The organism is Vibrio satsumensis (assembly GCF_050337435.1).
GTDB lineage: Bacteria > Pseudomonadota > Gammaproteobacteria > Enterobacterales > Vibrionaceae > Vibrio > Vibrio satsumensis.
Genome location: NZ_JAKJSX010000004.1, coordinates 259,220 through 273,067, shown reverse-complemented (window position 1 = coordinate 273,067; position 13,848 = coordinate 259,220). Strand labels below are relative to the sequence as shown.

Genomic DNA, 13,848 nt, shown 5'->3' with positions numbered 1-13,848 from the left:
CATGTGAGTACGGAAGCGGCTATGGCACCAATGAGAATAAGGTTTACACATGAAAAAACTATTACTGACCGCTTCAATGTTAGCTGCAATGTCTGGTACTGCTTTTGCGAATGAAGAAGAAAGCCAAGTGATTGATCCATCGGATCTAACTCGCGTTTATACACAGGCTGCGTTTTTTGTTACTTCTGATGCTGATATCCGTTTGTCTTCAATGCTAACTGGAGCATGGTCTGAAACGACTCAGTTCGGTGGCTTTATCGAAGGTAACTTTGGCGACTCAGATGCTAAGCCTGGCAAAGATTCAATGGGCGTTGACTACCTTGGTAGCCGAGCTCAATATTTCCAAGTATCAGCAATTGATAGCTCATTAATGCCGCGTGTTGGCTTCATGGCGGACTTCATCCACACTAAGAACTCTGCATTGGGCTTGGACGACAATACGTTGATGTCTGTCGGTGCTATTGGTCTGATTAACCCGGCTTATACCGGCGGTGCGATGCTGTTTCCAAACGTAAACTACACCATCGGTGAAGTGTTTGGTGAAACGGCAGACGGCTACATGCTAAACCTGTTTGCCACCATCCCAATGGGAGATTCTGGCGCGTTTGTTCAAGCATGGCCTGAATACATGAACGTTTCTGGCGATACAGTGGAACTTGAATCGACGTCTTTCAATATCATGATGAACGCTCCTATTAAGGAAGACCGAACTCAGTGGCTAATGACGAAACTGCAATACGCATCTGCAGATGTCACTCTGCCAACGGGCGTTACGCTAGAAGGTGACTACGAGCTAAAGGCTGAAGTCGGCGTGAAGTGGTTCTTCTAGTGTGTATAGGTAATTGAGAGAGTTGCTTCGTGAGATAAAAGCGAATCAATAATCTAAACTTAAAAGCGAAGGGAGCTAATGATTTGGCTCTCTTTCTTGTATTGGGCGTCCGTTGGAGTTAGTCAACAAGTGATAAGGTAACGGACATCAAAAATTCAACATGGTCATTTAGTTGTTTTACGATTACACTGCGCCCAATATTTCAGAAGTACATATTTAGGTAGAGGTCACCATGGACCAAGAACATTACGAAGACGCTGATTACGAAGGTCAAGACCTAGGCGAAGAAGGCGAAGAGATTGAAATTGAAGCCATTGGTATCGATGTTTCATCACAGCCAATCGAACTCTACAAAGTGTTTAAAATTGCTAACCTAGTGAGTGGTGGCGGTGAAGCTAAGCACATCATCTCTGAAGGCTATGTAGCGGTAAATGGTGAGCTGGAAACGCGTAAGCGTCGTAAAATGTACGATGGCGACTTCTTTGAATTCAACCAAGAATACTATGTAGTGGTGTGTGATCAACCAGTACAAGAAGAATCAGAAAAGCCGAAAAAGAAAGAAGCGCCTAAACAAAATAACAAGGCGAAGAAAGGCCAGTCTAAAAAGGATTCTAAGAAGAAAGAGTCTAAGAAAAGCAAAGCTGAAATGCTAAGCGCAAAGGCTGAACCGAAGAAAGAGAAAAAAGAGAAGAAACCGAAAAAGAAAGCGGATACGCCAAAGCCAACTCGTGACGACAAAAGCGGCCGTAATTCGATTGAATTCTTCTAAGCTATAGCTCTAAATTGCTGCTCTAAAACTATTCGTTTGAAAATCAAGCAACGTTAAACCTCGGTTTTTCGTTAAGCAGATATCAAAAGGCTCACTATTTAGTGAGCCTTTTTTGTATTTGTTTGCTAGCACAGCTAACGGCCAACAACGCTTATTCTCAGTGTCGAGTGCGAGAAGACGTCAGTTCTGATGCGCGAAGCTGAGCAACGGCTTTTGCTAGTTCAAGCTGAGCTTGTGCAAAGTTGATGTCTACATTGCCCTTATTGATATTTTCTAGAGCTGCATATTTCGCTTCTTCTGCACGAGCGCGGTCAATGTCTTTACCATGCAAGGCAGTATCGGCCAAAACTGTTACCACATCGGGTTGAACTTCAAGCATCCCACCAGAGACATAAAGCACTTGCCCCTCTGATTTAGGGTCTGTGACAAACACTGTTACGCCCGGTTTTATTTTGCTGAGAAGCGGGGAGTGACCGGGGCGGATACCCAGCTCACCATCCGCGCCAGAAACGGCTAGGGCATACGCTGGACCTGAAAACAGCGTACCTTCCGCACTTACAATATTAAGTTGAAATGTATTATCTGTAATTCCGATAGCCATGGTGCACCTACCTCTTAGAGTGATTTTGCTTTTTTAAGCACTTCGTCGATAGAGCCACAGTACAAGAACGCTTGCTCTGGGATGTCGTCATACTCGCCGCTTAACAGACCTTTAAAGCCTCTTAGTGTTTCGCTTAGCGGTACAAAGACACCTTTCTGACCGGTAAACACTTCTGCTACGTGGTAAGGCTGAGTTAAGAAACGTTCAATCTTACGAGCACGAGATACAATCTGTTTATCTTCAGTTGAAAGCTCATCCATACCAAGAATCGCGATGATGTCTTTTAGCTCTTTGTAGCGTTGCAACGTTGTTTGAACTGTTTGTGCAATGTCGTAATGCTCTTGACCAACCACGAGAGGATCCAATTGACGAGACGTCGAATCTAACGGGTCAATCGCAGGGTACAGACCCAATGCAGCGATATTACGAGACAGTACAACGGTCGCATCTAAGTGAGCAAAGGTTGTTGCAGGTGAGGGGTCAGTCAAGTCATCCGCTGGTACGTATACAGCTTGGATAGACGTGATAGAGCCTTGTCTAGTTGAAGTGATACGTTCTTGAAGCACACCCATCTCTTCAGCCAGTGTTGGTTGGTAACCTACCGCGGAAGGCATACGACCTAATAGCGCTGAAACCTCGGTACCCGCAAGCGTGTAACGGTAAATGTTATCAATGAACAGCAGTACGTCACGACCTTCATCACGGAAGCGCTCAGCCATAGTTAGGCCAGTAAGTGCAACACGTAGGCGGTTTCCAGGTGGCTCGTTCATTTGGCCATAAACCATGGCAACTTTGTCTAATACGCCAGCTTCTTTCATCTCGTAGTAGAAATCGTTACCTTCACGAGTACGTTCACCTACACCGGTAAACACAGAAAGACCTGAGTGGGCTTTGGCGATGTTGTTGATAAGCTCCATCATGTTGACGGTTTTACCTACACCCGCCCCCCCGAACAGACCGATTTTACCGCCCTTAGCGAAAGGACAAATAAGGTCGATAACCTTAACACCTGTCTCTAGAAGCTCAGTGCTGTTGGCTTGCTCTTCATAAGAGGGGGCTTCTCGGTGAATTTCGTAGCTTTCTTTCTGACCGATCTCACCACACTCATCGATAGGTTGACCAAGCACGTTCATGATTCGGCCCAGCGTTTCTTCGCCTACAGGGACCGTGATTGGAGAGCCTGTGTTTTCAACGGTTAGGCCGCGGCGCAAGCCATCAGATGTACCCATTGCAATACAACGAACGATGTTGCCGCCAAGTTGTTGCTGAACTTCCAATACTAGCGAGCTTGCTTCGTCGCTGGTGACTTTCAATGCATCATAAACGCGAGGGCTGTTGCCGCCGCTGAATTCGACGTCAACCACAGCGCCGATTACTTTAACTATTTTTCCAACACTCATTCTTAAATCCTCAAATTCTGTTCTGACCCACTCTTTTCTGCCCCTAGACAGCTTGGGCACCTGAGACTATTTCACTCAGCTCTTGGGTAATCGCAGCCTGTCTCGCTTTGTTATATACCAACTGCAAATCATCAATGAGTTGGCCTGCATTATCGGTTGCCGCTTTCATGGCGACCATTCGGGCTGCTTGCTCACAGGCTATACTCTCAACGATGCCTTGATACACTTGTGATTCGATGTATCGATGTAACAGTTCTGAGAGTATGTCTTTGGGTGCTTGCTCATAGATGTAGTCCCAACGACGCGCTTTTTTAGGCTCACTACCAGCCTCAGCTTCTGAAGGGTGGGGGAGCAATTGTAACGTCGTTGGCGCTTGAACCATGGTGTTGACGAATTGGTTGTAAACGAGATACAAGCTATCGATTTTGCCTTCGTCGTAATGCCCTAACATCGCATTTACCGTACCTAAAATGTCTTCTAGTTTAGGTGTATCGCCAAGGCCTGACGTTTGCGCGATGACATTGCCGCCGCGTTGGAAGAACGAGATAGCTTTCGAGCCAATTAAGGTTGTCTCTACCTCGACTCCTTTAGTGCGCCATTGCTCCATTTCCTCTAACACTTTCTTGAACAAGTTTGAGTTCAAGCCACCACACAAGCCTCGATCGGACGAGATAATGATGTAAGCAACACGCTTTGGTTCACGCTGTTGCAGGTATGGGTGCTGGTACTCTAGTGAACCCGATGCGACATGAGAGATAACTTGGCGCATGTTCTCGGCGTAAGGCCGCGTTTGCGTCATGTTGTCTTGAACTTTGCGCATCTTACTTGCTGCAACCATTTCCATTGCACTGGTGATTTTCTGAGTGTTACTAACACTGGCTATCTTGGTGCGAATTTCTTTAGTACTTGCCATAATCTGCTCCTATTTGTTTTGATTTCCAGCTAAGAAACCGGAGCACTTACCAAGCTTTCATTCCAACAAAACCATCTAGAATCTCTTTAAGAGCACTCTCGATGTTGTCGTTGTAATCGCCAGTCGCGTTAATTTTGTCGAATAATGCTGGGTTTTGACCTTTGGCGTAAGCGATCAGCTCTTCTTCAAAACAGGCTATGTTGTTTAGTTCAACACCCGCGAGATAGCCTTTCTCTGCTGCGTAAATAACCGTTGCTTGCTCAGCGACCGACATAGGAGAGTATTGCTTTTGTTTCATTAATTCGGTTACACGCTCACCATGGTCGAGTTGTTTTCGGGTCATCTCATCTAAATCAGAAGAGAACTGAGCGAATGCCGCTAGCTCGCGGTATTGAGCTAATGAAGTACGGATACCACCAGACAATTTCTTGATGATCTTGCACTGTGCCGCACCACCCACACGAGATACTGAGATCCCCGGATCGACTGCAGGACGTAGACCTGAGTTAAACAATTGGGTTTGTAGGAAAACCTGACCGTCAGTGATTGAGATTACGTTGGTTGGTACGAACGCAGACACGTCACCCGCTTGAGTTTCAATGATAGGAAGCGCGGTTAATGAGCCAGTTTGGCCTTTAACTTCACCGTTAGTGAACTTTTCTACATACTCTGCATTCACTCTTGCTGCACGTTCTAGTAGGCGTGAGTGAAGGTAGAATACGTCGCCAGGGAAGGCTTCACGACCCGGTGGGCGTTTAAGTAGCAATGAGATTTGACGGTACGCTACCGCTTGTTTGGATAGATCATCATAAATGATCAGTGCATCTTCACCGCGGTCACGGAAGTATTCACCCATGGTGCAACCCGCGTACGGTGCTAGGTATTGCAGCGCTGCTGATTCTGATGCTGATGCAACAACCACGATGGTGTTTTTAAGTGCATCGTGCTCTTCGAGCTTACGAACAACGTTAGCGATGGTTGATGCTTTCTGACCAATTGCCACATACACGCATTTGATGCCAGAATCTTTTTGGTTGATGATCGCATCGATTGCCAAAGCGGTTTTACCTGTCTGACGGTCACCGATGATCAGCTCACGTTGACCACGACCAATAGGTACCATGGTATCTACAGCTTTATAGCCAGTCTGAATTGGCTGGTCTACAGACTTACGTTCAATTACCCCTGGTGCAATGACTTCTACTGGGTCAAGACGGTCACAACTTATTGGGCCTTTACCATCAATCGGTTCACCTAAGGTGTTCACTACACGTCCCAGAAGTCCGTTACCGACAGGTACTTCTAAGATGCGACCCGTGCCTTTCACTTTCATGCCTTCAGAAAGGTCAATGTAAGGACCCATTACCACCGCGCCAACAGAGTGGGTGTCTAGGTTAAGTGCAAGTGCGTACTTGCCACCAGGTAATTCAATCATCTCGCCTTGCATGACATCAGCAAGGCCATTGATTGTGATGATGCCATCACGAACCGATACGATAGTGCCTTCGTTGCGAGCTTCGGTGCTCACATTAAATTTCGAGATGCGTTCTTTGATTAGATCGCTGATTTCATTTGAATTTAATTGCATAATTGTTACCTATCTCGCGTGAAGTTGATGAGCCAATCGGTCAATTGATGTGTTTAACGAACCATCGATCACGGTTTCACCCGCCTTGATGACCATTCCACCCACTAGCGTGTCATCAATAACCTGCTTCATTTCAACCTGACGCTCTAATTTCTTCTCAAGTGCAGCTGTTAATGACGTAACTTGATCTTGTGTCAGTATTTCTGAACTGGTGACAGTGACAGGCACTACACGTTCATGTTCGTCCTTGAGCTCGCAGAACAATTCAAACAGGTCTCTTACAACAGAAAGGCGGCCGTTCTCGGCCAAGACTCGAATGAGATTAATGACGTGGTCATCAACGAGGCCTTGGCAAATATGAATGATGAGGTTTGCCAACTCTTCGGTTTGTTGTGTAGGAGCACCTTCTGCAGACGAAATCTGACTAGCGATTGTTTCTTCTTCCGCGACAGCCACAAGAATGGACAGCATTGAGTGCCACTCTTGTAACTGGTTCTCACCTAAAGCAAATTCAAACGATGCTTTGGCGTAGGGATGAGCAATATTGGTGTAATCTGACATATTGCCTCTCCTTAGAGTTCGCTAATCATTTGGTTAACCAGCGCGCGGTTCGTTGCAGAATCTAGATTTTTGCTAATCAATTTCTGTGCACTTTGAATCACTGCATCTGCCATATCCGCCTGAAGTTCACGGCGTATCTTTTGGCGTTCGCCTTCTAGCTCAGCTCTACCTTGTTCTAAGATGCGTGCCTTTTCTTGTTCGGCTTCTTGTTGCGCTAAGCTGATGATTTCGTTGCGGCGTTTTCGGCCTTGTTCAATCAGTTCAGTCACATTCTTTCTTGCATCTTCGATGAGTTGTGCGCCATTGGATTTTGCTAGTTCTAGCTCTTTCGCAGCGTTCTCTGAGTGGCGTAAACCATCAGCGATTTCTTTTTGGCGCTCGTCTAACATCGCGGTGAGAGGGGGCCATACATATTTCATGCAGAGCCAAACAAAAATCACGAATGAGATTGCTTGTCCAAACATGCTTGCATTTAAGTTCATACCTTCCTCACTAAATCTTGATTATGTATAAATCGATCTTTTCAAAGCTGTTTGATTAAGCCACAGCGAAGATGATGTATAGACCGATACCAACACCGATCATCGGTACAGCATCCACAAGACCCATCATGATGAAGAATTGAGTACGAAGCATTGGAGTTAGGTCTGGTTGACGCGCAACACCTTCAAGGTATTTACCTGCTAAGTTACCAATACCAGATGCTGCACCTGCTGCACCTAAACCGATCAGTAATGCACCTGCTACATATAAAACTGCGCTTACGATATCCATTTGTATCTCCGATAAATAATTTGTTAGTTAATTTTTGTAGTTATTAATTAGTGGTGTTCTTCTGTTGCCATTCCTAAATAAACAACGGTCAGTACCATAAATATAAATGCTTGTAAGAATACGATTAATATGTGGAATAAGGCCCAAGGTACACTCAGTGCCCACTGCATCCACCAAGGCATTAGTGCAATAAGGATGAATATCATCTCGCCTGCATACATATTTCCGAATAATCGTAAACCTAGTGATATTGGCTTTGAAATTAATGTTATTAATTCAAGAACTAAGTTAATAGGATATAAAAGAGGGTTATCAAATGGCTGAGTAGTTAGCTCTTTGATAAAGCCTTTCAAACCTTTATTTTTAAATGTATAGGTTAACAGTAGAATAAAAACACCGAGTGCCATCGACATTGGTATATTTACGTCTGCTGTTGGTAGGTCTCTAAAGTGCTCTAGACCTACAGCTCGGGTTAACCCCGGGATTAAATCAATGGGTAATAGGTCGACTGCATTCATTAACAACACCCAAACAAAAGTGGTTAATGCCAGTGGTCCTATTAATTTATCTTCTGCTTGAAAAATTTCTTTGACGAGATTATTAACGAAGTCAAAGACAAGCTCGATAAAACATTGAAAACGACCTGGAACGCCGCTAGTGCCACGAGTGGCTACATACCGAAATGCACCGATGAAAAGTAAACCTGTAATCCAAGATACCAACATCGAGTCAATGTTAAACGCCCAGAACCCATCACCTGTAGTTAAGAAGGTTAAGTGATGCTCTATGTATTCGTGAGCGGTAGTGACTTGATCCATACTACGCGTACTCCGATCTATTAGAGGCGGTAATAAATGGTGTTAAGAAGTATCCAACCATAGTAAATATGTACGCATATAATATTACTGGGTTATCCAGTTTGAAGAACTGGAATGCCAAGATAAACATTAAAAACGTATATGTTATTTTTACGACACGACTCATTTGCATTAAGTCACGTAAACTATAATTAGGGTTCTTACGCACCTTTAGGCTTGCATATATAAATCCAAACAGCGGTGGCAACATCGCAATTACGATGCCCAAAGCTGATGATTCCATATCTACTTTATTACCAAAAAACACTTCATATAAAACTACACCGATGGCTAATACTATTTGGCAGAGAACAACTCTTTTAGCGGCAACAAGGATGTCGCTACTAATCCCATTAAGCCTCATAATAAAACCTTATGTTAAACAGTGTAAGTTAATATAAAACACAGTTTAAATTTAACTTGTTACTACATTTCACTTGTTAATAACACTTGATTTGCTTTAAAGAAAAACCCTTGCTGGTTTTATATCTCCTGACGAAATGAAACGAATTAAACTAATTCGCTATCGTTTCGACAAAATATAAATTACGCCTAAAATTATGTGATCAAAACGACAAATATTGATATCAATAATTCCATTTTTGAAATGAGAGTTTTTCATTTATGAAAGTAATCGTTTTATTACTTTATTCATGAATATTTAAGATGCTTTATCCATATGGAAAAGAGGGACTTTTGGGAAGGGTTCTGCGAGCGAAATTATCAACTTATGATCTTATCAATTAAGACTATTCAAACACTTAGGCTCATTTGTAAGCTGAATTGCCAAGTGTGGTTTGAGAGAGATTATGCTTGTTTGAGGCAAGGATGGAAGGTTTCGTTTGTCTGGGATATTAAACGTACGTCGCTCCTTATCAATAAACGAATATTTTTTATATTGTTGTCACTTTGTCATTATTTGCGTACGCGAGCGTGAAAATTCAGCGCCTAAATGTTGATGTTATAGGAGTGATGGTCATGATTGGGTGTGTGAGAAGCATGGTTGGGAGAAGAGACACCGAGTTTTGAGGAAGTAAATGGCAGCAAAGTGCTGCCTAATTTACTTAATCTAGGCTCTCTTATTACTCTTCATAACTGAGGTATTGAACACATAAGTCATGGAAAGCCTGTGCTTGTGGTGAGATCGTACGATCAGACAATCTGAAAATACCAATTTGTCGTTGCAAGGGCGGGTCAATTAATGGAATCCACACTAAGCGGGTTTCGTTGGTTGGGAAAGCCAGTTTAGGTAGCGTAGTTACGCCTATTCCGAGCTCTAACACCGAAAACAGCGAGGTAATGTTCTCTACTGAATACAAAGCTTGTTCGCTGAGCATGCGTGCGGGTGTTGGGTCAAGTAGGGTACAAGTCCCGTTACGAATGAAGGGTTGTTTTAACAATGTTTGCCATTCGATTCCTTCCCGTTGAGAGGCAATAGGATTGTCTTTTAGGCACACCACACCGATCGGATCAGAAAGCAAAGGCGTGAAGTCGATGTTCTCTTCTTCTAAATGGGAGCTATTACCGAGGGCAACATCCACCTCTCCAGAGAGTAATCTTGCTTCTACACCTGCCGCATTATCATCAATCAAACTCACTTCTACATTTGGGTACTGTTCACAAAAAGCCCCTAAAACACTAGGGATTAGTTTTGCGGCTACCGAAGGCACGCTTGCTATTCGAACTCTTCCTTGTTGTCCAGCCGCCGCTGCGCGTAGGTCATTGTCTAATGCTTTGTAAACATTCAAGAATTGAATGATTTTTGGCAAGCATATTTCTCCAAAAGGCGTCAGTGTCGATTTGTTGCCTGTTTCAAACAGAGGTTGGCCGAGTATTTTTTCCAGCTCTTTTATCGATGTAGAAAGTGCCGCTTGCGAGCGATTTGCTCGGTGAGATGCTGCTCGAAATCCCCCTTCTTCGACCACTAAAACAAAATGTTTTAACTGTTGTAGCTTAATACTCATGGCACTGATCCTTCTCTAGCCCTTGCTATACCTTACTTTTTGAAAGGTGATAGATTTTATTTATCAAATGCACAAAATTTACCGTTAGATTTATCAGTCGTCAAGGTGCAGTATTTAACCATCTTGAAACATAGTTGTTACAAAGTTGGATGGAATCGTGAACGCACAAACTAAAAAACACCCAGTAAAAACCGCTCTTTTTGCTTCAAAAGCACCACTAGAGTGGGCAATCGTAAATAACGGCACTCTATACACCGCGCAGATTCCAATTGATGAAACGGGCGCAGTAGTAGAAGGCGGTATCGAAGCGCAAACGCGTCAGACTTTTAACAACCTTGTTCATACGTTGGAGTGTGCAGGCGAATCTATGGATTCCGTGCTGCAAGTTCTGATTTACGTGACAGACCGTGAATATCTAAAAACGGTCAACAGCGTATACGGAGAATACTTCAATGCACCTTATCCAAACCGTGCTGCGGTCGTCGTTGCAGGGTTAGCAAGAGAAGAGATGTTAGTCGAGTTCGTGGTTTATGCATCGGCGTCTCAACCTGAATAATTCGACTGTGAACTAAGGCTATTTGCGGATCAAAACTCTTTTGAATTAAAGCGGTTTATTGATACAAGCGATCGGGTTTACTTTAGATACAAAATGTACGACTTATTTTAGCAATTAATTACCTGAATATTAACAGTTTATTAATTAACCAGATGGTTGCCAGACTCAACCGCAACCTAACCGTTACAAGGACAGAATGATGACTCAATTACAGAATGTTCAAGCAGAAAATGCACTTTACATCGGCGGCGAATGGCAAGCGGGTGTAAGTACCGTTGCGAACATTAACCCATCAGATATTTCTGAAAACATCGGTAACTTTGCACAAGCAAGTGCGGAACAAGTTCAACAAGCGATTTCAGCGGCGAAGCACGCTCAACCAGAGTGGGAAAAAACGCCGATTGAACGCAAGCAAGCGGTGCTTCAAGCGATTGGTGATGAGTTGATTGCACGTTGTGATGAGCTAGGCACGCTTCTTTCTCGTGAAGAAGGTAAGCCTTTTGCTGAAGGTCGTGGTGAGATTTACCGTGCTGGTCAGTTCTTCCAATACTTTGCGGCTGAAGTGCTTCGTCAAATTGGTGACAACGCGGATTCAGTACGCCCAGGCGTTTCTGTAGAAGTGACTCGTGAAGCGGTAGGCGTTATCGGCATCATCTCTCCTTGGAACTTCCCGACAGCAACGGCTGCTTGGAAAATTGCTCCTGCATTGGCTTTCGGTAACAGCGTTATCTGGAAACCAGCAAACCTAACACCAGCAAGTGCGGTTGCGCTTACTGAGATCATTCACCGCCAAGGTATCCCTGCAGGTACGTTTAACCTTGTACTAGGTAGCGGTTCAACGGTAGGTGATGCACTGATCAATTCTAAAGAAGTGAACGGTGTGAGCTTTACCGGTTCTGTTGACACGGGTCGTAAAGTAGCAGCTGCTACAGCGCCAAACTTCGTTCGTTGCCAACTAGAAATGGGCAGTAAGAACGCACTTGTGGTTGCTGATGATGCTGATATCCAAACAGCTGTTGATGCGACTATCGCAGGTTCGTTCTCTGGTGCGGGTCAAAAATGTACAGCATCTTCTCGTCTAGTGGTTATGGATGGCATTCACGACCAATACGTTGAAGCACTGATCAAACGTATGAGCGAACTGAAAGTCGGTCACGCACTAGAAGATGGCGTGTTCATGGGGCCTGTTGTTGACGGCAACCAACTTGAAGCAAACCTAGGTTGGGTTGAGAAAGCACGTCAAAGCGGCGGTGAGCTAGCATTTGGTGGCGAACGCCTAAGCATGCAACACGAAGGTTTCTACATGTCTCCAACGCTGTTCTTGAACACTAAGAACGATTGGGAAGTGAACCAAGAAGAAGTGTTTGCACCAATGGCAAGTGTGATTCGTGTTGCTGACCTAGAAGAGGCTATCGCGACAACCAACGATACTCGCTTTGGTCTAACGGGCGGCATCATCACTCAGAGCCTACGTACTAGCGCGATGTTCAAGCAACAAGCGCAAACCGGTTGTGTGATGGTGAACCTACCAACAGCAGGCACGGATTACCACGTACCGTTTGGTGGCCGTAAAGAGTCTAGCTTCGGTCCTCGTGAGCAAGGTCAATACGCGAAAGAGTTCTACACAGTAGTGAAGACAGCTTACCAGCGTCCTTACTAATCCACTTTCTAAATAAGAATTGGATAGCTGAAGATATTAACTTCCTAGCTATCCAGCTATCGAATTGGCCTGATTCACAGAGTCAGGCCAACATTAAAACCAAAGCAGCAACGAACTTATATAAGTGATTTAACCCATTTTTGAAAACATGTTATTTGAGCGTGTTTTCAAAACCGAGCTAGAACACTGAGCTTTCAATAGGAGTGGTTATGTACCAGCAACGGATTGTTATAGATGGATTGCAATACTGCAATTGGAACAGAGAGTATTTCCAAACACTAAAGGCGAGCGGCATTACAGCAGTTCACGCTACCGCGGTTTACCACGAGACAGCTCGTGAAACCTTATCTCGCTTTGCAGAGTGGAACTTAAGATTCGAGCAGAACGCAGACCTTATCATGCCGATTCACTCAATGGCTGATGTAGAGGCTGCAAAAGCGACTGGCAAAGTCGGCATTTTCCTTGGTGCTCAAAACTGTTCTCCAATCGACGATGAGATTGGTCTTATCGAGGTGATGCGTAAGCAAGGTCTTTTGATCATGCAATTGACGTACAACAACCAGAGCTTATTGGCGACGGGTTGCTACGAAAAGAACGACACCGGTATTACTCGCTTTGGTAAACAAGCTATCGAAGAGATGAACCGAGTGGGCATGATCATCGATATGTCTCACAGTGCCGAGCGTTCAACGCTTGAGGCGATTGACTTGTCTTCTCGTCCTATTTGTATCAGCCATGCGAACCCAACGTTTGCTCATGATGCGCTACGAAACAAATCAAATGATGTGATTAAAGCCCTAACTGCACGCGGTGGCTTAATCGGATTCAGCTTATACCCATTTCACCTACCAAACGGCAGCCAATGTACATTGGAAGACTTCTGCCAAATGGTTGCGACTACCGCTGACATGGTCGGCGTAGAGCACCTCGGTATTGGTAGTGACCTATGCTTAAACCAACCTCAAGCCGTTCTTGAATGGATGAGAAATGGTCGTTGGTCTAAAGCAATGGACTATGGCGAAGGCTCTGCGAACAACTCAGGTTGGCCAGATGCGTTGCCTTGGTTCTGCGGTAGTGCGGGTATGGAAAACATATATAACGGATTGATGCGTCATGGTTTCAGCGAGTCTGAAGCTGGGCAAGTCTTGGGAGAAAACTGGTTTAACTTCTTGAAAGATGGCCTAGAGCCTCAAACCAAGGGTTAATGGTTTCTCGCGAGCCATCATCGAATTAGCAGCCTTGTAACAAACGTTCAATGAGCAAGTGCTGCTTACACCAATTTCACTATTCAAAAGGAACAACGGTCTATTTCGCAACGCGGTAACCCAAACATGGATTAGCCTGCCCAACACAAAAAACAATAGGGCAGGTGTTAA

The 13,848-nt window shown here is 44.4% G+C and carries 15 protein-coding genes; 5 read left to right on the top strand and 10 right to left on the bottom strand.

The window, feature by feature from the left end; all coding sequences use genetic code 11:
- The first annotated feature begins 49 nt into the window (after positions 1-49).
- The gene (locus L4C44_RS04240) at positions 50-829 is read left to right on the top strand and encodes a hypothetical protein (RefSeq protein ID WP_428804439.1); all 780 of its coding nucleotides are present in this window, start codon (positions 50-52) and stop codon (positions 827-829) included.
- 232 nt (positions 830-1,061) lie between these two features.
- Positions 1,062-1,598 carry an RNA-binding S4 domain-containing protein gene (locus L4C44_RS04235; RefSeq protein ID WP_371714441.1) on the top strand — a complete coding sequence of 179 codons (537 nt, stop codon included), beginning with the start codon at positions 1,062-1,064 and terminating at the stop codon, positions 1,596-1,598.
- A gap of 157 nt (positions 1,599-1,755) precedes the next feature.
- Here the strand turns inward: L4C44_RS04235 and L4C44_RS04230 are convergent, their stop codons facing one another.
- The 10 genes from L4C44_RS04230 to L4C44_RS04185 form a co-directional block, all read right to left on the bottom strand.
- A complete protein-coding gene (locus tag L4C44_RS04230) occupies positions 1,756-2,199 on the bottom strand; it encodes a F0F1 ATP synthase subunit epsilon (protein WP_048668867.1) in 444 nt (147 codons plus the stop codon).
- Positions 2,200-2,213: 14 nt separating this feature from the next.
- Positions 2,214-3,599 (bottom strand): F0F1 ATP synthase subunit beta, encoded by a 1,386-nt coding sequence (gene atpD / locus L4C44_RS04225; RefSeq protein WP_086713776.1) that lies wholly within the window; start codon positions 3,597-3,599, stop codon positions 2,214-2,216.
- Positions 3,600-3,642: 43 nt separating this feature from the next.
- Entirely contained in the window at positions 3,643-4,512 is an 870-nt protein-coding gene (atpG, locus tag L4C44_RS04220; RefSeq protein WP_239718946.1) for a F0F1 ATP synthase subunit gamma, read from the bottom strand.
- A 46-nt stretch (positions 4,513-4,558) separates the two neighbouring features.
- Complete coding sequence (gene atpA, locus L4C44_RS04215) at positions 4,559-6,100, bottom strand: F0F1 ATP synthase subunit alpha (RefSeq protein WP_285954600.1); 1,542 nt, start codon at positions 6,098-6,100, stop codon at positions 4,559-4,561.
- Positions 6,101-6,109: 9 nt separating this feature from the next.
- Positions 6,110-6,661 carry a F0F1 ATP synthase subunit delta gene (locus L4C44_RS04210; protein WP_086713779.1) on the bottom strand — a complete coding sequence of 184 codons (552 nt, stop codon included), beginning with the start codon at positions 6,659-6,661 and terminating at the stop codon, positions 6,110-6,112.
- A gap of 11 nt (positions 6,662-6,672) precedes the next feature.
- A complete protein-coding gene (locus tag L4C44_RS04205; protein ID WP_428804438.1) occupies positions 6,673-7,143 on the bottom strand; it encodes a F0F1 ATP synthase subunit B in 471 nt (156 codons plus the stop codon).
- A 55-nt stretch (positions 7,144-7,198) separates the two neighbouring features.
- Complete coding sequence (gene atpE, locus L4C44_RS04200) at positions 7,199-7,435, bottom strand: F0F1 ATP synthase subunit C (protein ID WP_004730405.1); 237 nt, start codon at positions 7,433-7,435, stop codon at positions 7,199-7,201.
- A gap of 47 nt (positions 7,436-7,482) precedes the next feature.
- Entirely contained in the window at positions 7,483-8,253 is a 771-nt protein-coding gene (gene atpB / locus L4C44_RS04195) for a F0F1 ATP synthase subunit A (RefSeq protein WP_065676261.1), read from the bottom strand.
- Between the two features lies 1 nt (position 8,254).
- A complete protein-coding gene (locus L4C44_RS04190; RefSeq protein WP_048608582.1) occupies positions 8,255-8,656 on the bottom strand; it encodes an ATP synthase subunit I in 402 nt (133 codons plus the stop codon).
- 718 nt (positions 8,657-9,374) lie between these two features.
- Complete coding sequence (locus L4C44_RS04185) at positions 9,375-10,256, bottom strand: LysR family transcriptional regulator (RefSeq protein WP_146490164.1); 882 nt, start codon at positions 10,254-10,256, stop codon at positions 9,375-9,377.
- Positions 10,257-10,413: 157 nt separating this feature from the next.
- Between L4C44_RS04185 and L4C44_RS04180 the strand changes: the two genes are divergently transcribed.
- The 3 genes from L4C44_RS04180 to L4C44_RS04170 all read left to right on the top strand — a co-directional run bounded on the left by L4C44_RS04180 (position 10,414) and on the right by L4C44_RS04170 (position 13,677).
- A complete protein-coding gene (locus tag L4C44_RS04180; RefSeq protein WP_004741170.1) occupies positions 10,414-10,812 on the top strand; it encodes a RidA family protein in 399 nt (132 codons plus the stop codon).
- A gap of 199 nt (positions 10,813-11,011) precedes the next feature.
- Positions 11,012-12,472: an aldehyde dehydrogenase family protein gene (locus L4C44_RS04175; RefSeq protein ID WP_428804437.1), complete on the top strand. Its 1,461-nt coding sequence runs from the start codon at positions 11,012-11,014 to the stop codon at positions 12,470-12,472.
- 209 nt (positions 12,473-12,681) lie between these two features.
- Positions 12,682-13,677, top strand: a complete 996-nt coding sequence (locus tag L4C44_RS04170; protein WP_371714437.1) for a membrane dipeptidase — start codon at positions 12,682-12,684, stop codon at positions 13,675-13,677.
- Positions 13,678-13,848 lie beyond the last annotated feature (171 nt).

Excerpts from the sequence above, each read along its gene's own strand:
- L4C44_RS04240 (WP_428804439.1), top strand. The coding sequence starts at position 50 with ATGAAAAAACTATTACTGACCGCTTCAATGTTAGCTGCAATGTCTGGT.
- L4C44_RS04235 (WP_371714441.1), top strand. The coding sequence starts at position 1,062 with ATGGACCAAGAACATTACGAAGACGCTGATTACGAAGGTCAAGACCTA.
- L4C44_RS04230 (WP_048668867.1), bottom strand. The coding sequence starts at position 2,199 with ATGGCTATCGGAATTACAGATAATACATTTCAACTTAATATTGTAAGT.
- atpD (WP_086713776.1), bottom strand. The coding sequence starts at position 3,599 with ATGAGTGTTGGAAAAATAGTTAAAGTAATCGGCGCTGTGGTTGACGTC.
- atpG (WP_239718946.1), bottom strand. The coding sequence starts at position 4,512 with ATGGCAAGTACTAAAGAAATTCGCACCAAGATAGCCAGTGTTAGTAAC.
- atpA (WP_285954600.1), bottom strand. The coding sequence starts at position 6,100 with ATGCAATTAAATTCAAATGAAATCAGCGATCTAATCAAAGAACGCATC.
- L4C44_RS04210 (WP_086713779.1), bottom strand. The coding sequence starts at position 6,661 with ATGTCAGATTACACCAATATTGCTCATCCCTACGCCAAAGCATCGTTT.
- L4C44_RS04205 (WP_428804438.1), bottom strand. The coding sequence starts at position 7,143 with ATGAACTTAAATGCAAGCATGTTTGGACAAGCAATCTCATTCGTGATT.
- atpE (WP_004730405.1), bottom strand. The coding sequence starts at position 7,435 with ATGGATATCGTAAGCGCAGTTTTATATGTAGCAGGTGCATTACTGATC.
- atpB (WP_065676261.1), bottom strand. The coding sequence starts at position 8,253 with ATGGATCAAGTCACTACCGCTCACGAATACATAGAGCATCACTTAACC.
- L4C44_RS04190 (WP_048608582.1), bottom strand. The coding sequence starts at position 8,656 with ATGAGGCTTAATGGGATTAGTAGCGACATCCTTGTTGCCGCTAAAAGA.
- L4C44_RS04185 (WP_146490164.1), bottom strand. The coding sequence starts at position 10,256 with ATGAGTATTAAGCTACAACAGTTAAAACATTTTGTTTTAGTGGTCGAA.
- L4C44_RS04175 (WP_428804437.1), top strand. The coding sequence starts at position 11,012 with ATGACTCAATTACAGAATGTTCAAGCAGAAAATGCACTTTACATCGGC.
- L4C44_RS04170 (WP_371714437.1), top strand. The coding sequence starts at position 12,682 with ATGTACCAGCAACGGATTGTTATAGATGGATTGCAATACTGCAATTGG.